The following is a 19,126-nucleotide window of genomic DNA, read 5'->3' as shown; positions in this document are numbered from 1 at the left end:
CAAACTGAATGTCAATTTCTCCTACCAACAAGATCGCGCTCTTCATCGATGGCGCCAATCTCTACGCGACGGCGAAAACTCTGGGCTTCGACATCGATTACAAGCGCCTGCTGAAGGAGTTTCAGAGCCGCGGGACTCTGCTTCGGGCGTTCTACTACACCGCTATCATCGAGGATCAGGAATACTCCTCGATTCGCCCGCTGATCGATTGGCTGGACTACAACGGCTACACCGTCGTCACCAAGGCGACCAAGGAATTCATCGACGCCTCCGGCCGCCGCAAGGTCAAGGGTAACATGGACATCGAGCTCGCCGTCGACGCCATGGAGCTCGCCGAGCATATCGACCAGATGGTGCTGTTCTCGGGTGACGGCGACTTCCGCTCCCTGGTCGAGGCCGTCCAGCGCCGCGGCGTGCGGGTCACCGTGGTCTCCACCATTGCCAGCCAGCCGCCGATGATCGCCGACGAGCTGCGCCGCCAGGCCGACGTCTTCACCGACCTCGTCGAGCTGCAATCCAAGCTCGGCCGCGACCCGTCCGAACGCCCCGCCCCGCGTGATCGCGGCGAGCGCGAGGGACGCCACCACGCCCCGCAATTCCTCCAGCGCGCAACCACGATGGCGCCGAGGGGCGATGACGACTTCGAGGAGTGAGGCGGCCCGGCCAAGCCGCCAGCCATCCACCGTCGTTCCCGACCGTGACTGCCCCCTCTGTCCGCGCCTGGTCGCCTTTCGCGAGGCCAACCGCGCGCGTGAGCCGTCGTGGCACAATGCGCCGGTTGCGCCCTTCGGTGACATAAAGGCGCGCCTGCTGATCGTCGGCCTTGCGCCGGGGATGCAGGGAGCCAACCGCACCGGTCGTCCCTTCACCGGCGACTATGCCGGTGATCTCCTTTACGCGACGCTGCTCGAATATGGGTTCGCCAAGGGCACCTATCAGGCGCGCCCCGATGACGGCCTGAAGCTGGTCGATTGCCGGATCGCCAATGCCGTGCATTGCGTGCCGCCGCAGAACAAGCCGCTTCCGATCGAGATCACCACCTGCCGCCGGTTTCTCGTCGCCAATCTGGCGACCATGCCGAACCTGCGCGCCATCGTCGCGCTCGGGCGGATTGCGCACGACAGCGTGCTCAAGCCGCTGAATCTGAAGGGCTCGCAAGCTCCCTTCGGCCACGGCGCCGTGCACCAGGCGGGCGCGGTCAAGCTTTACGACAGCTATCACTGCTCCCGCTACAACACCAACACAGGGGTGCTGACGCCCGACATGTTCCGGTCCGTGTTCGCGAAGGTGAAAGCCGACCTCGATTAGGCCCCGACCTAGCCCCTGACTGGATTGGCCTTCAGCCAACCGAGCACATCGCCGGCGTTCCGGTCCGGCGGAAACACCGGATAGAACACGTGCGTGATCCTGGCGTCGTCGATGATCAGTGCAAGCCGCTTGATCAGCGTCAGGCCTGCGACCTGCATCGTCGGTAAATTCAGGGCGCGCGTCAGCTTCAGCTTCTCGTCCGACAGCACCGGGAACGGCAGATGCAGCCGCGAGGCCATCTCGATCTGGTAGTCGTTGCTCTGGGCCGAGAGACCGAACACGTGCGAGGCGCCAGCCGCCTTCAAATCGGCAAACAGGTCGCGAAACGCGCAAGTCTGAGGGGTGCAGCCGCGCGCGCCCGGGATCATGTCCCAATCGTCGACCAGTGCGATCTTGCCGGGCTCGCCTGTGCGGGGATAGGCGAACACCACGGTCCGGCCGCGCAGCGCCGACAGCGTGACTGACGTGTCGTCCGTCGCGCGCAGGCCGATCGCCGGCAACGTCATGCCCGTCAGATGCGCGGCGCCGCCGTCGTCGGCCGGCGCGGGAATCTGGCTCCAATCGACCTCGAGCAGGTTCCTCTGGATCATCCCCTATCCCCTTGCCCGCATCAGGCGGCCCTTCTCCCGGCTCCAATCGCGCTTCTTCTCGGACTCGCGCTTGTCGTGCAGCTTCTTGCCCTTGGCAATCGCCAGCTGCAATTTGGCCCGACCGCGCTCGTTGAAGTACAGCTTGAGCGGGATCAGCGTCATGCCTTCGCGGTCGACCGCGCCCATCAGCTTGTTGATCTGTCGGCGGTGAAGCAGCAGTTTTCGCGGCCGTTTGGGCTCATGATTGAAGCGGTTGCCCTGGAGATATTCGGGAATGGTGGCGTTGATCAGCCAGATCTCGCCGTTCTTCGAGTCGGCATAGGATTCCGCGATCGTGCTCTTGCCGTTGCGGATCGACTTGACCTCGGTGCCGGTCAGCGCGATGCCCGCCTCGATCGTATCCTCGATGGCGTAGTTGAAGCGGGCCTTGCGATTTTCCGCCATGACCTTGATCGGACGTTCGTTCTTATCGGCCATCGCAGACAAACCTGATCAAGATGCGCACGGATTCTAACAGGTCGGATGAAGCGCGCGCGTCAAGACTTCTTGAGGAGATCACGGATCTCGGTCAGCAGCTCGACCTCGGCCGACGGCTTCGGCGGAGCGGCAGGTGCCGCCTCCTCTTTGCGCTTCAAGGTATTCATGGCGCGGATCACCAGGAAGAGCACGAAGGCGATGATGATGAAGTTGATCGTCAGCGTGAGAAAGCTGCCCCAAGCAAGTACGGCGCCTTGCTTTTTTGCATCGGCTAAGTTGGTGGCTGTGACCTTCGCCGACAAGGGGGTGAAGTAGTTCGAGAAGTCGAGTCCGCCGGTGACGGCGCCGATGATCGGCATGATGACATCGCCGACCAGCGAGTTGACGATGGCACCGAAGGCCGCGCCGATGATGACGCCGACCGCGAGATCGACGACGTTCCCCTTCATGGCGAACTCGCGGAACTCCTTGAGCATACGCGTGCCCTTTTCCTCGACGCTCATGAAAGGCTCCCCGAAGGCCAACGCGTCAGTTGATCAGGCCCGCGTGCACCATCGCGCTGCGCACGGCAACGCGGGTCGGCTCGGAGACCGGCACCATCGGGAGCCGCAGCGTCTCGTCCAGCTTGCCGAGCAGCGACATCGCGTATTTGATCGGCGCAGGATTGCTCTCGATGAAAAGGTTGTTGTGCAGCGGCATCAGCTTGTCATGCAGCTTCAAGGCGGTGGCATGGTCGCCCTTCTGCCAGGCGACGTGGAACTCCGAACACAAGCGCGGCGCGACGTTCGAGGTCACCGAGATGCAGCCGTGGCCGCCATGGGCCATGTAGCCGAGGATGGTTGCGTCCTCGCCGGAGAGCTGATTGAAATCCTCGCCCATCGCCGCGCGCTGCTGCGACACGCGGACCATGCTGGCGGTGGCGTCCTTCACGCCGGCGATGTTGTTGAGCTCCCACAAGCGCTTCATGGTGTCGACCGACATGTCGATCACCGAGCGCGGCGGAATGTTGTAGATGATGATGGGGATGCCGATCGCGTCGTTGATCGCCTTGAAGTGCTGATACATGCCTTCCTGGGTCGGCTTGTTGTAGTAGGGCGTGACGACCAGCACGGCATCGGCGCCCGCCTTCTCGGCGTGCTGGGAGAGTTCGATGGCCTCTTTGGTCGAGTTGGAGCCGGCGCCCGCGATCACCGGCACGCGGCCCTTGGCTTCAGCGATGCACCATTCGACGACCTTCTTGTGCTCGTCGTGGCTGAGCGTCGGGCTCTCGCCGGTGGTGCCGACCGGGACCAGGCCGTTGGTGCCCTCTGAAATCTGCCAATTCACCAGGGAGCGGAACGCCGCCTCGTCCAGCGAGCCGTTCTTGAACGGCGTGACCAAGGCGGTGAACGACCCCCGGAATTTCGTCTTGGCTGCCATGGACTTCCTCCGTACGCGGCGATCTCTTGAGCAAGGCCCATTCATATCGGGTCTGTCCGGCCGGTAAAAGGCCCGCCGCGTGTGACTCACCGTTTAGGCCGCGATTTTGCCGCGGTGATGGTGCAAATCGGCCCGAGGTAAGCGGCTGTTGGTATTTTGTCCGCATATTCAATCAAATTCAGCTAGATCTTGGGCCACTTGACTGATTCGGGGCGACGAAACGCCGTGACCTCCCTCCCTCGTGCCGCATGGCGATCCACCGGTCTGGTCGTGTGCCTGATGGCAGGGCTGTCGGTCGGCTGTGCTGCCTTGGCCAAGTCCAATGACAAGTCCAACGAGACGACTGCGGACGAGGCTAAGAATTCCGCGAAGCCAGCCGCCAAGGACTCGTCCAAGGGAACCGGCAAGGCAACTTCGAAGGATACGGCCAAGGGGGCCAGCAAGGGTGCCGCCAGCGCCCCGGCGAAAGATACCGCGAAGAAATCTGCCAAGGACGCTGGGACGAACGCCGGCAAGGAACCCGCGAAGGACAGGCCAAAACCCGCGGCAGCGCCCAATCCCACGGCAGCGTCCAAGCCCGCGGCAGCATCCAAGCCCGCGACAGCTCCCCCCGCGCCAGCATCAAAACCGGCCGCCAACGGCGCGCCGCCCAAAACCGCACCCGCCCCGGCTTCAACGGCCACCGTCAGACCGGCCGCCCCGGCCGCGGCCAAACCCGTCGCAGCTCCCGTGCTGGCTCCTGCGACCCGCCAGCATGCAGCGCCGCGCAAGCCGGTCATACCGGCTGCGGTCGCCGCAACGTCGTCGACCTCGCAGGCCGACAAGGACACGCTGGAGACCGTCATCGAGCTCGTGCGCAAGCGCAAGGCGGGCGATGCCACCAATTATGCAGCTTCGATCTTGGATCCCGTCGCGCGAAAGCTCGCGGAATGGATCATCCTGCGCAGCGAGGACAATGGCGCGACCGTGGAGCGCTACCGCGCCTTCCTGTCCGCCAATCCGAGCTGGCCGTCGCAGACTTTCCTCCGCCGGCGCCTGGAGGCCGCGATGTGGGACGACAGGCGCGACGATTCAGTTGCGTGGTCGTGGTTCGAGAATGAGTCGCCGATCTCCGCCAAGGGCCGCTTCACGCTCGCCAAGGCGATGCTGGCGCGCGGCGACCGCGCCAACGCCGAGCGGCTGGTGCGCGACGCCTGGCGCAGCGATCCGATGTCGGAGGACACCGAGAACAACGCGCTCGACCAGTTCGGCGCCCTGCTGACGCCAGGCGATCAGAAGGCGCGGATGGACACTTTGCTCTACGGCAGCGAGAACGAGGCCGCGCTGCGCGCCGCCAAGCGCCTTGGCGCCGGCTATGTCGCGCTCGCCAAGGCTCGCATCGCCGCCGTCAAGAAGGCGCCGAACGCGCGCGCGCTGCTCGACGCCGTGCCGCGTGAGCTGCACAACGATCCCGGCTTCGTCTTCAGCAAGATCCAGCTCCTGCGCCGCGAGGAGAAGTTTGCCGAAGCGGCGCAGCTCATGCTGTCGGCGCCGAAGGATCCGAACCGGCTCTACAATCTCGACGAATGGTGGATCGAGCGGCGCCTCCTGGCGCGCAAGATGATCGACACCGAGGAATTCCGCAGCGCCTATCTGATCGCGCGCGATGCCGCCCTGCCCTCGCGCGACATCTACAAGACCGAGCAGGAATTTACAGCGGGCTGGATCGCACTCCGCTTCCTCAACGATCCCGCGACCGCCGCCCAGCATTTCGCCCGCATCGGGGTCGGCAGCGTCAATCCGACGACGCTAGCGCGCGCCGGCTATTGGCAGGGCCGCGCCGCGGAAGCGATGGGCCGCCAGCAGGAGGCGCGCAACGCCTATGCCCGCGCAGCCGAGCAGTCGACCAGCTATTACGGCCAGCTCGCGCGCGCAAAACTCGGACTGCCCCAGATCGAGCTCCACAGTCAGCCGCGGGGCCGCGGCGCCGAGCGGCTCGAGATCGTGCGCGCCGCGCAACTGCTCTACGAGCTTGACGAGCGTGAGATAGCAGTGCCGTTGCTCGCCGACATGGGCGAGAACGGCGATCCCGAAGCGCTTGCCGGCCTTGGCGAGCTCACCCAGCGCTACGGCGACGCGCGCGGCATGCTGCTGCTCGGCAAGGCCGCACTCAATCGCGGCCTGCCGTTCGACTTCTACGCCTATCCCGTCAACGGCATTCCGCAGTTCACGCCGATCGGGCCCGAGGTCGAGCGCAGCATCGTCTATGCGATCGCGCGACAGGAGAGCGCGTTCAATCCGTCGGTGGTCTCGCCGGCGCAGGCCTACGGGCTGATGCAGGTGACGCCGGACGCCGCGCGCTACGTTTGCAAACGCCACGGCGCGACTTACGACCTGTCCCGGCTGAAGAACGATTCGGTCTACAACGCCACGCTCGGCTCGGCCGAACTCGGTGGGCTGCTCGAGGATTATCGCGGCTCCTACATCATGACCTTTGCCGCCTACAATGCCGGTCGCGGCAGCGTGAAGAAATGGGTCGAGCGCTACGGCGATCCACGCGATCCGAAAGTTGACGCGGTCGATTGGGTGGAGCTGATTCCGTTCTCCGAGACGCGCAATTACGTGCAGCGGATCATGGAAAACCTTCAGGTCTACCGCGCCCGCTTCGGCGGCGGCACCCGGTTGCAGATCGAGGCCGACCTGCGCCGCGGCACCGGCAGCGTGGAATAGCCGCGCCATCTTTCGGGTGAAAGCATGCCCGCCGTATCTGGTCGCCGTGCGCGGGTCGATGCCCGAATCTTGTTCCAGATCAGCTGGATGGCGGCGTCCTGAGCTTGGCTCCCTTGGCCTTAACTCCGGTTAGCCGCCTTCCCTCTCGCAACATACTGTCCTGGTTACAGTTTCTGCGATAGCGCCATGCGGTCACGGCGACACCCGCCGTAGAGGCGGCAGTATTCTAGGGGCGGGCGCGGGGGATATTGAAGATCAGTACAGCTCGGCTGGCGGAGACGGAGGGATCATTTTCCTACTCTCATGAGCTCTCAGGCGTTATCGCAACCTACTTTGAATCCTGTAGAAATTCTCGTCAAGGAGTCTAGACAGCTATCACAACTTATCGTAGGTTCTCATTCTGTTTTGTACGTAGCTTTATCCGTACACGGAGGGGACCATGGGGCGGCCGGTCAATCAGCTTTCGGACAAGTGGATCAGGAAAACCGATATCAAGCCGGGCCTATATGGCGACGGGAACGGCCTTTACCTTCAGGTCAGCCCATCCAACACCGAGGGCGAGAGCCCTACGAAGTCGTGGATCTTCCGGTTCATGATCCGCGGCCGGGCTCGGAAGATGGGCTTGGGCGATATCGATCAGGTAAGCCTCAAGGACGCCCGCAAGCTGGCCCAGGCGAAGCGGCTGCTGGTTGTTGATGGCTTCGACCCGATCGAGGAGCGGAAGGCCCGCAAAAATGCGCTGGCAGTGGAGCGGGAAACCGCGAAGGCCAAGGCGACGACCTTCAAGCAGTGTGCGGAGGCCTACATCAAGGCCCATCAGTCCGGCTGGAAGAGTTCTAAGCATGCCAGCCAGTGGACTGCTACTCTTGAGGCCTACGCCTACCCGGTTATCGGCTCGCTGCCGGTGGCGCTGGTCGACCGCAACCACATCATGAAAATTCTCGAGCCAATCTGGACAACCAAGACCGAGACCGCCAGCCGAGTTCGCGGCCGGATTGAGAAGATACTGGATCGGGCGAAGGCGATCGGTCTGCGGGATGGCGAGAACCCGGCCCGCTGGGTTGGGCACCTGGACCAGCTCTTACCCCGTAAGACGCAGGTCTCCCCGGTGGAGCACTTCGCCGCCCTGCCCTACAAGCAACTGCCCGGCTTCATGGTGAAGCTTCGCAAGCGTGACGGCATCAGCGCGCGAGCTCTGGAGTTTACGGTTCTGAACGTAACCCGCACGGCCAACACGATCGGCGCACGTTGGGACCAAATCAACGAAGCTGAGAAGAAATGGACCATCCCGGGCGCCATGCTCAAGGGAAAGAAGGGCCGGCGCCGTCCTGACCACGTTATCCCCCTCTCCGATCGCGCGCTGGCGATCCTGCAGGATCTCCCCCGAGAGGGCGAGTACATTTTCCCCGGTGCTAAGGAAGGCGAAGGGCTCAGCAACATGGCGATGGCCGAAACGCTCAAGGAGATGGGCTATAGCGGCGATGTCGCCACCGTTCACGGCTTCCGCAGCACGTTCAAGGATTGGGCGTCGGAACAGACCTCCTACGCCAACGAACTGAGCGAAATGGCGATGGCGCACACGGTCTCAAACAAGGTCGAGGCGGCCTATCGCCGTGGCGACATGTTCGAGAAGCGCCGTCGGCTGATGGAAGACTGGGCGAACTACTGCGAAAGCAAGGCGCCGGTAGGCGACAATGTAGTGGCTATTGGAGCACGTCGATGAGCATCCGTGGACCTGGACGGCCGATGGACGAAATGATCGACGGGCCGGACGCCCTTATCATCGTCGAATATTTGAGCGACACGACGGGACGCTCATTAGCAAGCATCATCAATGATGCCATTCGCAACCGCGGCTATGCGCTCGACAGCAAGGCAACAACAGCCTCACATGAGAAGCGGATACGGCGAGTTATCAACAAGCTCGTGAAGGTGCAGCACGCATCCAAGCGCCCGAGCGCGAAAGTGCTACCCTTCCGTCGAAAATAATTAGTGTCCCAAGATCGGAATTAGTGTCCCGACCTTTCGATTCTGTCGCGAGTCCGATCGGTATAACTAGGTGCCCACGTTCTTGAGGATAGTCCCAAGAACGCACGGAGCACCTAAATGACGACAGCGCTACGCAAGGCAATTCGCCGGCCCCGCGTTCTGGAGGCCACGGGTTGGTCAGTACCGACGCTCTATCGCAAGATGAACGTCGAAAAAGTTTTCCCCAAGCCGCACAAGCTCGACCCGAACGGCCAAGCCGTCGTTTGGTGGGAGGATGAAGTGATCGCTTGGCAACGCGGCGAGTGGAAGCCGGCGGCGGAGGTTGCCGCCTGATGCAGATCCCCAAAGGAAACCCCGCAACGCTGGCGGCGCGCGGGGTTCAGATTGATGATCTAGCGGGCGCTTCGATCACTTCTGAATCTATCGCCGATCTCCCTCCAATTCAAGCTGATCCCGTGGCGGAGCGCGCGTTTGCGTATCAGCTCGCCGCGATCGTGTTCGGCAAGCCCATTGTGCCCGTAGTTGAACGGAAGCGGCGCCGGCTCATGCGGAGGGTGTCGGCATGATGCATGTCAAACCTGCGCAAGTTGCGCAAGTTACCGGCAACTTGTCGGAAACTCGGCCTCTCGCCGTCACTGACCCGAAAATCCGCAAGATGCTCCAGCTTGCCGGCCTGCGCTTCATGTGCAGCCGCGCGCGATGGCTAGAAAGCGAGGCCACCAAGCTTGGGATCGCTCTGAAGGCCGGCAACATGACCTGTGACGACGTTGACGACAAGCTGGAGGAGATGGGCGCGTTGGATCTGGTTTACCCGGAATTGATGGGTGCCGAATGATTGAGCCGGAATTTCCCGACGATTATGACCACAAGACCGTTGAGATTGAGCGGCAAGAAGCAGCGAACCGCGCAATGGCGGTTCGGGCGCGGCTCAAGCCGCTCCCGGACTCGCTCGTTGATCGAGCCTATCAGGTTCTCCAGGAAACCCCATTGCCGGCCGATGTGAACCGCGCACTCGACATCAAGGTAATCCAGAAAGACCGGGCCAGCATGATGGCCGGGTATCGGTTCGTCACGTTCGATGAAATGGACGTTGAGGCGCCGGCAAAGGATTGGCTGATCAAGGGCATCTTCGCGCGGGGGGAAACCTCCGCGTGGATTGCTCCGCCTGGAGCGATGAAATCCGCATTGTTGGCGGAGGCAACCGTTTGCGTCGCCGCCGGTCTCGACTGGCACGGACATCGGAATAAGGATGCTGCAGGCGTTGTCTACTTCGCCATTGAACGCTCCGACCTCGTGAAACGACGTTTGCGAGCCCACAAGCGCCTGTTGGGGCTGGAGGGAACGCCTATCGCAGTCTCCAGCGAGACGATCGACCTAACTCATCCTGAAGCCTTCAAGAAGGTCATCGATACCATTCGCTCCGCCAACGCGGTTTTGTCCGCCGAGATCGGGATGATTGTAATCGACACCTTTGCCAAGCTCATTGCTGCCGGCGGCGGTGACGAGAACAGCGCCAAGGATCAGGGAGCCGTCTTCGCCAACCTCCAGCGGGTGAAGAGCGTTACCGGCGTCCATGTCGCCTTGATCGGTCACACCGGCAAGGACGAGAGCCGCGGTGCCAGAGGATCTAATGCGCTTCTCGGCGACGTTGATGTGATGGTTTCAATTTCAGGCGACGACATCAAGATGGTGACGATCACTAAGGCCAACGACGCGCCGGAAGGTCCGCTGTTCTCGTTCAAGTCTGAGGTTCACGACTTCGGCCTCGATGAGGATGGCGACCCGATCACGGTCAACATTGTCAGCAGCGAGGAAGTTTCTGGGCAAGTTGCGCGAAAACCCAGAGAGGCGAGGCTGACCGAGACGCAGGAGGCCATGTATCGCCTTCTCCGCGATGCTGGAGCGGCCGGACTGAGCACCGAGGATTGGAACGCCAAGGCTCGAGAGAACGGTCTAGGCGGCCGGAGGGCCACTCTCGTCAACGTCAAGGCCCAGCTCCGAGACAAGGGGCTTGTGCGCGAATACGCCGGCACATGGAAGGTGAATAATGCCTGATCTCACCGGCACCGAATTGAGCGAGCTCGCACGGATGCTCCAGCACCATACGCCACTCTGTCAGCTCTCAGACATGCAGGTAAGAGCCGCCCTGGAGCTGATACAGCAAAGGGGTTGGAAGATCACTCCACCAGGTAAAACACCCAAGTTGAGAGGTTGAGGGTTGGTCATGTGTCAGTCGCGTTACGCGTTGCGGTTACCCCCACCCCTTTAGGGTGGTGGGGAGTAACGCAACAGCGCAACAGCCGTTACCGCAACGTTACGCGCAACAGCAGCGCAACAGCGCAACAGAAGGAATGTGGATTGTGAATAAACAGGCGAAGAGCAATAAGCCGCAGCTTTGGAAGCCGGGGCAGTCTGGCAACCCGCTGGGAAGGCCGCAGGGCAGCCGTAGCAAGTTCTCCGAGGCGGCATGCGCCGACGCACTGGCGGATTGGACAGCCAACGGCAAGGACACGCTCGAGCGCGTGAGGGCGACCGACCCGAGCACGTATCTCCGCGTCCTGTTCTCCATCATCCCGAAAGACATCGCGGTCTCGATCGAAAACCGCACTGGTCCGATGGACTCCGCCGAGATGCAGATGATGCGGCGGCTGGTGGGGCTGATCCAGGCGACGGCTAACGCAGTCGATCCTGAGATCGTGTTCGGCTGGATCGAGGATGATCTGAGAGCGCGCGTCGCTAAGCAAATCGGCACCTAGGCGGAAACTGGTTCTGCCGAAGGACCGCGTTTGAAGCCGAAAAACGCATTATTTTTATCAGGCATTCTCACTACGTAACACGCTACGTACAAACGTCATGGCAATTATCGGACGCTCGCCGTACACTCTCTGCATGATTTGGAGAGATGATTTGCGAGGGAGCGCGCGCCGCTGATGGCGGGACTGCTTGATTACCTTGCTGGTAACGATGGGGCATCCCCACCGCTCAGCGCCGATATGCCGCCGTCGATCCCGGACCGATCCGGTTGGGATTTCTCGGACGTTGCTCGCTCATTCGGTAGCGGGCTGACGCACGGCGCCGGCATGTTGGCTGGTCTGCCTGGTGACGTGCGACAGATGATTGCGGCCGGACATGACGCCTACATCAGACCGATTGAGCACCGTCTTGGGTACGAAGGCCCATCTGCTGAGGCAATGCGCCAGATTTACGCTCAGCGGCCGCAGCTTCTGCCGACCTCCGAGCAGATCGCGACGTTAGCGCAGGCGGTCTTTGGCGAACCGCATCAGCCGCAAACTGATGCCGGCGACCTCGCTTACAAGGTTGGCGAGAAGATCCCCGGCATCCCCCTGTTTCTAGCCACGAGAGGTTTACGCTGATGGAGATGGTCGTCCGTGCCTGAATTTCGATATGCCCGCGAGGAGCTTCTAAAGGCCGCTGCCGAGCGCAAGGGGCTGACTGTCTCTGCCTACCTACGATCGATTGCAGACGCTGCGCTGGCGTCTGAGGGCTTCCCTGTGGGCGAGCAGCAATATTGCCTGGTTCGGGATGGCGAGCTGATCTCGACCAGCTTCAAGCCGGCAAAAGATCCTGATGGCGGCGAGTGGCTGCCGATCGAGAACGAGGACACCGAGCCTTTCGACCCTGCCAAGCACTGGCGGCTGAAGCCGCTCCCCCTTCGCCTGGACGGTGATCGGGTGGTGCGCACCTATCCCGTCATTGCCAAGTGTCAGGAGCACGCATGAGCGGCGTTGCATGGTGGTCGCAGACGGCGGCGAACAACGCGACGTTCGATCCCGCTATAAATTGGGCAGAAGGACAATCGCCTAGCTCCGTCAATGACAGCGCGCGTGCTCTGATGGCCTCCGCGGCCAAGTGGCGCGACGACATTGCTGGGGCGATTGCAACGGGCGGCACGTCTACTGCTTACACGGTGACCAGCCACCAGAGCTTTGACGCCATTTCGCGGCTCAACGGCCAGATGATCGCGTTCGTCCCCCACACCACCAATACCGGAGCATGCACGCTCAACGTTGATGGGTTGGGTGCCGCTCCAATTCGTCAGTTTCACAATGTCGATCTGACATCCGGCGTGTTGATCCAGAATACGCCATACCTCGTCGTATACAATTCAAGCGCTGGCGAGTTTAATCTCCACAATTCTTTTGGAAATCCGTACAACATTCCGATCGGCGGCCTTATGCCCTATACGGGCTCAGCGGCGCCAAACAGTTCATTCGTGCTGCCTTATGGCCAAGCAATCTCGCGAACGACGTATTCGTCGCTGTTCTCATTGCTCGGAACGACCTATGGCTCCGGCGATGGGTCGACCACCTTCAACGTCCCGGATTTGCGCGGTCGCGTGGTGGCTGGGCTTGATACGATGGGCGGCTCGGCTGCTGGGCGGCTAACCGATGCGGCGGCTGGTTTTGGTGATGGTCTTGGTGAGTCGGGTGGCGCTCAAACGCGCACCCTGATTACCGCTAACCTGCCACCCTATACGCCCTCTGGCGCCATTAGCGGGACAGGATTGAGCAGTGAAACTACTATCCAAAAGAACACCAGTAACATCACGGTAAACGCCGGTGGATCGAATACGGTCCCCCTCACAAACAATGCCAGCGTCACGCTGAATGGCAATCAGTTCACGTTCACCGGCAACGCGCAGGGTGGATCGAGTACAGCATTCGCCATCGTTCAGCCAACGATCGTCCTGAATTACCTTCTGAGGATCATCTGATGTCGGACACTGTGGTGCCCAAGCCGGATAAGGTCTTCGCATCCGCCGTTTTCGCTTCCGGCGTTTTCGGAGGGCACGCCACTTGACGCTTAGCATCAAGCACGCGTCCCTGACGGGAGCCGCCGCAAACCCTAAGGTGTTGGTTGACGGCCCGAAGTGGGATGCTGATCATACTGTGACGGGCAATCTCCCCGTCTCTCAGCTTAATGGCGGATCAGGAGCATCGTCTTCTACGTTCTGGCGCGGTGATGGTTCTTGGGCTCCTGTTCGCGAGGTTCTAACCGCTGCCCGAACCTACTACGTCCGCACGGATGGTAGCGACAGCAACAACGGTCTAACGAATACCGCCGGTGGCGCCTTCCTGACGATCCAGAAGGCGATCGATGCGACTTCAGCACTCGACATGGGAACCTATCAGGTGACCATTCAGGTCGCCAATGGCACTTATGCCGGCGCTAGTACACTCCGGAGCTATCTAGGCACGCTTCAACCCATCATTGTTGGGAATGAGGCTACCCCGACGAATGTTGTAGTCAACCCTACAAGTGCAACGTGTTTCCAATCCGATGGGACAGATCCGTGGAAAATCCGCGGCATGCAGCTCAAGACGACCACCAGCGGCGGTTGTCTGGACGCGATCAACGGCGGCGCTATTTACTTCCGTAACGTGGATTTCGGCGCGGCGCCAACGTTCCATTGTCGCGCGTATCTGAACGGCAATATTGCTTCGGAAGGCAACTTTTCAATCAGCGGCGGCTCAGATTTTTGCATGCTGGCAATCGCAAGTGGTGTTGTCTCTCTCAATAGCACGACAACCATAACTGTTACTGGAACCCCAGCATGGGGGACTGCTTGTGCTTACGCATCCATGACGGGCGTGATCTACAGCTCCGGGCCTGTGTGGTCCGGTGCGGCAACAGGCACCCGCTACACAGCGGCCCTTAACGCTGTCATCAACACTGGTGGAGGGGGAGCCAGCTATTTCCCAGGCAATGCTGCTGGGAGCACCGCCACAGGTGGGCAGTACGCATAAAGATTGATCAATGCCCCTGTTCAAACTGAATTACCTTTTGAGGATCACTTGATGTCGGACACTGAGCAGCCGCGCGACGCGGCATCCGGACAATTTGTCTCGGAAGAGACTTTCGGCATCAAGGGTGTCGAGATCGATCAGGGCTACATTCCGCGGCCTGATCCCGAACCTGCGCCGGTCGTGGGCCGGCCCAATCTGGACTCCGATGATGTCGTCGGCAGTGACGATGAATCGTTACGTGAGCTGTCGCGTCGGAAGTATGGCGACGCGCCCAACGATGATGTGATCGAGCGGAAGTTGATCATGTTGGACACCGGTGAGCCGGCGCCGGAAAACTGGGCCCAGACCGTTGAGCAGGCCCACAATGACCTCACCAATGTTCACCAATGGGAAAGGGACATTTGGGAGGCCGAGCAAAACCAGAAGGTCGCGGACAAAGTCGATAAGGCGCGAGCGGAACGGATCAAGGGCGACGCCAAGCTCGCTGAGGGGTATGGGCTAGACGTCAACGAGGTTGAGGCCAACGCGCAGGCGCTAGAGGCAACCGCCACCTCCGACAAGGAAGCAGCCTCTGCGGAGGAGCCCACTGTTGAAGGCCTGGCCCCCGAGGTCGAGCAGGCGCTCAAACACCCTCAGGTGCGGCAGGCAATCGAGCAGGAGCTGGCGCAGGTTGATGCTGCCAAGCAGGGCTATGCGCAGGCGCTAACCACAGCGCAGCAATATGCGCAAGCCAGCCTCATGGACACGTTGCCGGAGCTTGCGAACGTTCCCCAAGAGCTATGGGTCGAGGCGATTGGCGTTATCAACCAGTCCGATCCTCAGCGCGTGCAGCGTGCCATGGCCATCCTGCAGCGTGGCGCGGAGGTCGAGGCTGCCCAGGCGCAGTTGCGACAGCACCAGGCTGCCGAGCAACGTCAGCAGTTCGAAACCTACGCCAAGGCGGAAGACGCTCGGTTTGAGCAGATGATAGAAAAAGCTCAGCTCAGCAAGACTGAACGGGAGACCATCGGCCAGGAGGTTTTAGCCTACGCTGGCGAGATGGGGGTCGATGCCAAGACGCTGGTGAACCTGATGCAAACAAACCCTATCGTGCGTCACTCCGCATTTCAGCGAATGATGGTCGATGCTGCGCGATACCGGATGGTCAAAGCGGCGCCTGCGAAGGCAGTCGCAAAGCCCGTCCTGGCGGTTCAGAAGCCTGGAGTTGCCCAGCCCCGCGGGGCAGCAGAGGCCCGCTCCATTCATGCACTGAGCGCAAAGCTATCCAGTTCCGGTTCGGTAGAGGACGCATACGCACTCTATCAAGCGAAACAGAAGTCAAGGAGATAACTATGTCAGATGACCGTAACTCCATCGACGTCGCCCGAAGTGTGTCAAGGAACTGGACGGGCGAGGAAATGACGACCGATGCAATGTTGGACGAGTTTCAACTGTACGGCCACACCAAGCGCGCCGGCATCCTCGACCAGATCGACAGTGAGTATGAGGCGATGCAGGTGGACGGTTCAAACTTGAAGAAGTTTGCCGAATATTCGTCGTTTCGTCGCGAGATGAAGGCGGTCCATGACGCCTTACGCAAGGCCGGAAGGTAGGGTGAATCTCTTTGAGGGGAGCATGGCGGGACCACGGATGTACTGGCCTACCAAGCTTCCAAACAGAAGGTAGCCGATGACGCCAAATCCACTGCTCGAGGCGCTGATCAACGCTCGGGTGGCCGATATCGTCGATCCTCCACGCTCATGGCGAAAGGATATGAAGGCGGCTTTTCTCCGATTGCCCCCCGATCTGCAACGCTATTTTGCTGCGCATGAAAAGCAGAGGGAGGCAACAATTGCCCGCGCTCTCCGCGAACGCGCCGATGCGGTCAAGAAGTTGCAGGCTGTGGAGGCCAAACTAGCCAAACATGAGAAGACAAATGCAGATGCTGAAAACAAAGACACCCCCGCTTGAGGATCGCATCACAGCGTTCCGGGCTGATCTAAATCGCTTCATTGACGAGCGGGTGGCCGAGATAAAGAAACAATGCCCCGGCGTTCCGGAGACCGTCCTACGCTTGCAGTTGATGGGCAAGTCGGGTTGCGAGTGCAGGACCGTGCTCGCCATCAAAGCAAAAGACGCTCAGGAGGTGGCAAATGGGGTTGCTTGACGGTTTGTTCGATCCTGAGGTTATGGCGAGAGCTGAACGGCGGGCTCAGATCATCAGCAGGATTGCCGAGCAGATGGGCGTCTCCAGAGAGGAGGCCAGCAATGCACTTTGGCACTTCGAGAGTGTAACGTCCTCCGAAGGGCAAGAGCTTCATTGATGCACTGGACTGACGGAATTGTTGGCGCCCTGGATCATGCTGAGCGGCTCGATACCGATCTGGAGTATTTCGCGGAGCACTATCTGAAGATCCGGCCCAAGGCCGGCGGTCTCGTGCCGTTCAAGTTCAACCCGGTGCAACGGAAGCTCCATCAGATCATTGAGGAGCAGCGGGCCAAAACCGGGATGGTGCGCATTGTCGTCCTCAAGGCCCGGCAGGAAGGCGTCAGCACCTATGTTGCAGGCCGCTACTATCACAAGACCATCAAGAAGCCGGGCTTCCTGACCGCGATCGTGGCGCACGAAAAGCCAGCGGTGCGAAACCTATTCGGTCTCGTCAAGCGCATGCATGACCTAATGCCGGACGACATGCGGCCGGTTACGGGCGCCTCAAATGCCGAGGAGCTGAAGTTCAGCAACATCGATAGCGGCTATCTGGTCTCGGTTGCAACGGAGGACGGCGCCGGCCGCTCCTCGACGGCCCAGGCGCTGCACGCGTCTGAGGCGGCGTTCTGGGTGAACCTCAAGGAGCAGCTTGCAGCGCTGATGGAGACCGTGCCGGATCTGCCCGATACGGAAATTATCGTGGAGACAACGGGCAACCAGTTTGGTGATGAGTTTCACCAATTCTGGTGCAAGGCTCTTGCGGGCGAGAACAGCTTCAAGGCCGTCTTCCTGCCCTGGTCCGAGGACCCGACCTATCGGAAGGCCGTGCCGGACGATTTCGCCATGACGGCGGAGGAGAAGCAGCTGGCGGAGCTGCACAACCTGGACGCCGAGCAGATCTACTGGCGCCGTTGCAAGATCGCGGACAAGGGCGACATCAACTATTTCAAGCGGGAGTACCCGCTGACGCCGGACGAGGCATTCCTGGCGAGCAGCTTCGACAGCTTCATTCCGCACGAGCTCGTCCTGGCCGCTCGCAAGCGTAAGGGCTCAGGGATTGGCCCGCTGATTATTGGCGTAGACCCGGCCCGATTTGGCGCCGACAGCACCGCGATTGCGTGGCGCCGCGGCAGCGGCATCGAGAAGGTGGAGAAGCGCAAGCACCTCGATACGATGCAGGTTGCTGGATGGATTGCGCAGATCATCCGGGACGACAAGCCGGCCAAGGTCAATATCGACGTCGGCGGGCTGGGTGCTGGAATCTATGACCGGCTCGTGGAGCAAGGTTATGGTGGCTTCGGAACGGGCCAGATCAACGCGGTCAACTTCGGCTCCAAGCCGGTCGAGCCACCCACGCTGGACGAAGCGGGAAGGCCTTCAGGCGGCCCCGAGAACCGCCGCGCTGAGATGTGGCTGAACGTCAAGAAAGCGCTCGAGGGGGCTTATTTCGCTCTTCCGGACAGCGACAGCCTGCAAACCGATCTTTGCGGCCCCGGATACAGCTACACCAGCGATGGCAGGCTCCGGCTCGAGAGCAAGGACGCCATGAAGAAGCGCGGCATGCCCAGTCCGGACGAAGGCGACGCGGTGGCGCTGTGCTTTAGCGAGCCCGGCGGGGCGCCTGTGGTCGGCAACAGCAACTTCAATCGGCAGATCGAGTACCCGAACGTGGGGTATGTCTGATGATCTGGGCAACGACATCGGCGGATCGTGTATCCGAACCCTGGAATTGCCTAGTTCCGCCTAGGCCTTTTGGTGCGCCTTCATATAGGGAGCGAAGAGCGAAGCGGCCTCTTTGTAAAATTGAGTAACAGCAAGGAACTGCTCTGAGCGTTTTTCGACCCACTTCGGACGGTCGGGGTCAATCAGGTTTTCCATCATGGTGTTCGACAGGTCGAGATCGAGCAGATGGAGGCGAAGCTGCTCGAGGTAAGCCTGGACTTCGCCGCCAAAGAAATAGGGCACTCTATCGATTGCCCGAACGTAGCGAAAATGCAGCTCAGTTGGCGCGGTGCCATTCCTCACGACCTCACTAATGATGGAGCGGATCTCTTCGAATATCGCGAGTCTTTTGTCGAAAAGATCGAGTACGATCTTCTCGTTTGCGGTCGCCCAACTTTTCTCGGCAACCTCAACTTGGCTTCGTCCAAGTTGGTAAGCGATTAAGCCCGCAATCACGGCAGCGAAAGCAGTTGCTGCGGGCCCCGCGAAATCTTTCAGATTGGCCGCGCTCATGCTTGACGCTGCGAGTGCCGCCCAAAATGCGGTGGCTCCAAGCGCGCCGATGGCTATCTCTGGCAGAGGACGGTTCATTCACTTGGCTACGACGTAAGTGACGACCGCGGTGATAAGCGCGCCGAATGCTGAGACCGCCGCAAAGATCGTAGACCAAAACATGTACTGGGCTTGCTTGGCCGCCTGAGCGGAGGCCTCGCGCTGGGCAGTTACCGTAGCCAGCTCCGCACCAAGCAACTGCTTGTTCAGCAGATACTCGCGGCGCCTCATCTCGACATCGCGCCAGTAGGACATTTGCGAGCCCGGCTCTTCGCCAGTCCCCTTGTACACTGCATCGTCGGACCAAGTATGTATGTCGCTCATGTGCCCCCTCTTTCTACTCGGGTACAGTAGCAGAGGTTGCAGGCGCTCAAAGGCGCCATTTTTCAGTAACTAACAGGTCA

Annotated in this window: 26 protein-coding genes; 20 read left to right on the top strand and 6 right to left on the bottom strand. The window is 60.9% G+C overall.

Annotated features, from left to right (window positions below; translation table 11 throughout):
- Positions 1-8 precede the first annotated feature (8 nt).
- Both IVB01_RS12000 and IVB01_RS11995 read left to right on the top strand, forming a co-directional pair.
- On the top strand, positions 9-653 hold the full coding sequence (locus tag IVB01_RS12000) for an NYN domain-containing protein (protein ID WP_247277037.1): 645 nt from the start codon (positions 9-11) through the stop codon (positions 651-653).
- Positions 634-1,308 (top strand): uracil-DNA glycosylase, encoded by a 675-nt coding sequence (locus IVB01_RS11995; RefSeq protein WP_247277036.1) that lies wholly within the window; start codon positions 634-636, stop codon positions 1,306-1,308. Before IVB01_RS12000 ends, IVB01_RS11995 begins: the two co-directional genes overlap by 20 nt.
- A gap of 8 nt (positions 1,309-1,316) precedes the next feature.
- Here IVB01_RS11995 and IVB01_RS11990 read toward each other — a convergent pair whose 3' ends face one another.
- The 4 genes from IVB01_RS11990 to dapA are packed head-to-tail and all read right to left on the bottom strand — an operon-like array spanning position 1,317 to position 3,794.
- A complete protein-coding gene (locus IVB01_RS11990; RefSeq protein ID WP_247277035.1) occupies positions 1,317-1,898 on the bottom strand; it encodes a peroxiredoxin in 582 nt (193 codons plus the stop codon).
- A gap of 3 nt (positions 1,899-1,901) precedes the next feature.
- Positions 1,902-2,375, bottom strand: a complete 474-nt coding sequence (smpB, locus tag IVB01_RS11985) for an SsrA-binding protein SmpB (RefSeq protein WP_145629990.1) — start codon at positions 2,373-2,375, stop codon at positions 1,902-1,904.
- Positions 2,376-2,434: 59 nt separating this feature from the next.
- Complete coding sequence (gene mscL, locus IVB01_RS11980; RefSeq protein ID WP_247277185.1) at positions 2,435-2,851, bottom strand: large conductance mechanosensitive channel protein MscL; 417 nt, start codon at positions 2,849-2,851, stop codon at positions 2,435-2,437.
- A 52-nt stretch (positions 2,852-2,903) separates the two neighbouring features.
- Positions 2,904-3,794, bottom strand: coding sequence for a 4-hydroxy-tetrahydrodipicolinate synthase (gene dapA, locus IVB01_RS11975; protein ID WP_247277034.1), 891 nt, complete (start codon positions 3,792-3,794; stop codon positions 2,904-2,906).
- A 279-nt stretch (positions 3,795-4,073) separates the two neighbouring features.
- Between dapA and IVB01_RS11970 the strand changes: the two genes are divergently transcribed.
- The 18 genes from IVB01_RS11970 (at position 4,074) to IVB01_RS11885 (ending at position 18,131) form a co-directional block, all read left to right on the top strand.
- Positions 4,074-6,503: a lytic transglycosylase domain-containing protein gene (locus IVB01_RS11970; RefSeq protein WP_247277184.1), complete on the top strand. Its 2,430-nt coding sequence runs from the start codon at positions 4,074-4,076 to the stop codon at positions 6,501-6,503.
- A gap of 439 nt (positions 6,504-6,942) precedes the next feature.
- The gene (locus IVB01_RS11965) at positions 6,943-8,226 is read left to right on the top strand and encodes an integrase arm-type DNA-binding domain-containing protein (protein ID WP_247494554.1); all 1,284 of its coding nucleotides are present in this window, start codon (positions 6,943-6,945) and stop codon (positions 8,224-8,226) included.
- Complete coding sequence (locus IVB01_RS11960; RefSeq protein ID WP_247494553.1) at positions 8,223-8,492, top strand: hypothetical protein; 270 nt, start codon at positions 8,223-8,225, stop codon at positions 8,490-8,492. Before IVB01_RS11965 ends, IVB01_RS11960 begins: the two co-directional genes overlap by 4 nt.
- A gap of 117 nt (positions 8,493-8,609) precedes the next feature.
- On the top strand, positions 8,610-8,825 hold the full coding sequence (locus IVB01_RS11955; RefSeq protein ID WP_247494552.1) for an AlpA family phage regulatory protein: 216 nt from the start codon (positions 8,610-8,612) through the stop codon (positions 8,823-8,825).
- Positions 8,825-9,058 carry a hypothetical protein gene (locus tag IVB01_RS11950; protein WP_247494551.1) on the top strand — a complete coding sequence of 78 codons (234 nt, stop codon included), beginning with the start codon at positions 8,825-8,827 and terminating at the stop codon, positions 9,056-9,058. Before IVB01_RS11955 ends, IVB01_RS11950 begins: the two co-directional genes overlap by 1 nt.
- Positions 9,055-9,327, top strand: coding sequence for a hypothetical protein (locus IVB01_RS11945; RefSeq protein ID WP_247494550.1), 273 nt, complete (start codon positions 9,055-9,057; stop codon positions 9,325-9,327). Before IVB01_RS11950 ends, IVB01_RS11945 begins: the two co-directional genes overlap by 4 nt.
- On the top strand, positions 9,324-10,547 hold the full coding sequence (locus IVB01_RS11940; protein ID WP_247494549.1) for an AAA family ATPase: 1,224 nt from the start codon (positions 9,324-9,326) through the stop codon (positions 10,545-10,547). Before IVB01_RS11945 ends, IVB01_RS11940 begins: the two co-directional genes overlap by 4 nt.
- A 305-nt stretch (positions 10,548-10,852) precedes the next feature.
- Positions 10,853-11,248 carry a DUF5681 domain-containing protein gene (locus tag IVB01_RS11935; RefSeq protein ID WP_247494548.1) on the top strand — a complete coding sequence of 132 codons (396 nt, stop codon included), beginning with the start codon at positions 10,853-10,855 and terminating at the stop codon, positions 11,246-11,248.
- Positions 11,249-11,422: 174 nt separating this feature from the next.
- A complete protein-coding gene (locus tag IVB01_RS11930) occupies positions 11,423-11,866 on the top strand; it encodes a hypothetical protein (protein WP_247494547.1) in 444 nt (147 codons plus the stop codon).
- Positions 11,867-11,881: 15 nt separating this feature from the next.
- Complete coding sequence (locus IVB01_RS11925; RefSeq protein ID WP_247494546.1) at positions 11,882-12,232, top strand: hypothetical protein; 351 nt, start codon at positions 11,882-11,884, stop codon at positions 12,230-12,232.
- Positions 12,229-13,227 (top strand): tail fiber protein, encoded by a 999-nt coding sequence (locus IVB01_RS11920; RefSeq protein ID WP_247494545.1) that lies wholly within the window; start codon positions 12,229-12,231, stop codon positions 13,225-13,227. The genes IVB01_RS11925 and IVB01_RS11920 overlap by 4 nt, the downstream gene beginning before the upstream one ends.
- An 82-nt stretch (positions 13,228-13,309) precedes the next feature.
- Positions 13,310-14,260: a hypothetical protein gene (locus IVB01_RS11915; protein ID WP_247494544.1), complete on the top strand. Its 951-nt coding sequence runs from the start codon at positions 13,310-13,312 to the stop codon at positions 14,258-14,260.
- 51 nt (positions 14,261-14,311) lie between these two features.
- Entirely contained in the window at positions 14,312-15,589 is a 1,278-nt protein-coding gene (locus IVB01_RS11910; protein WP_247494543.1) for a hypothetical protein, read from the top strand.
- Positions 15,590-15,591: 2 nt separating this feature from the next.
- Positions 15,592-15,852, top strand: coding sequence for a hypothetical protein (locus IVB01_RS11905; RefSeq protein ID WP_247494542.1), 261 nt, complete (start codon positions 15,592-15,594; stop codon positions 15,850-15,852).
- Positions 15,853-15,928: 76 nt separating this feature from the next.
- On the top strand, positions 15,929-16,210 hold the full coding sequence (locus IVB01_RS11900; protein ID WP_247494541.1) for a hypothetical protein: 282 nt from the start codon (positions 15,929-15,931) through the stop codon (positions 16,208-16,210).
- Positions 16,176-16,406 (top strand): hypothetical protein, encoded by a 231-nt coding sequence (locus IVB01_RS11895; RefSeq protein ID WP_247494540.1) that lies wholly within the window; start codon positions 16,176-16,178, stop codon positions 16,404-16,406. Before IVB01_RS11900 ends, IVB01_RS11895 begins: the two co-directional genes overlap by 35 nt.
- The gene (locus IVB01_RS11890) at positions 16,393-16,563 is read left to right on the top strand and encodes a hypothetical protein (RefSeq protein ID WP_247494539.1); all 171 of its coding nucleotides are present in this window, start codon (positions 16,393-16,395) and stop codon (positions 16,561-16,563) included. The genes IVB01_RS11895 and IVB01_RS11890 overlap by 14 nt, the downstream gene beginning before the upstream one ends.
- 113 nt (positions 16,564-16,676) lie before the next feature.
- Positions 16,677-18,131: a hypothetical protein gene (locus tag IVB01_RS11885; RefSeq protein WP_247494538.1), complete on the top strand. Its 1,455-nt coding sequence runs from the start codon at positions 16,677-16,679 to the stop codon at positions 18,129-18,131.
- A gap of 60 nt (positions 18,132-18,191) precedes the next feature.
- Here IVB01_RS11885 and IVB01_RS11880 read toward each other — a convergent pair whose 3' ends face one another.
- A complete protein-coding gene (locus IVB01_RS11880; RefSeq protein WP_247494537.1) occupies positions 18,192-18,761 on the bottom strand; it encodes a hypothetical protein in 570 nt (189 codons plus the stop codon).
- On the bottom strand, positions 18,762-19,046 hold the full coding sequence (locus IVB01_RS11875; RefSeq protein ID WP_247494536.1) for a hypothetical protein: 285 nt from the start codon (positions 19,044-19,046) through the stop codon (positions 18,762-18,764).
- Positions 19,047-19,126: the final 80 nt, after the last annotated feature.

Source organism: Bradyrhizobium sp. 164, assembly GCF_023073715.1.
GTDB lineage: Bacteria > Pseudomonadota > Alphaproteobacteria > Rhizobiales > Xanthobacteraceae > Bradyrhizobium.
The sequence above is the reverse complement of the archived record's forward strand: the minus strand, read 5'-3'. Positions and strand labels throughout refer to the sequence as shown.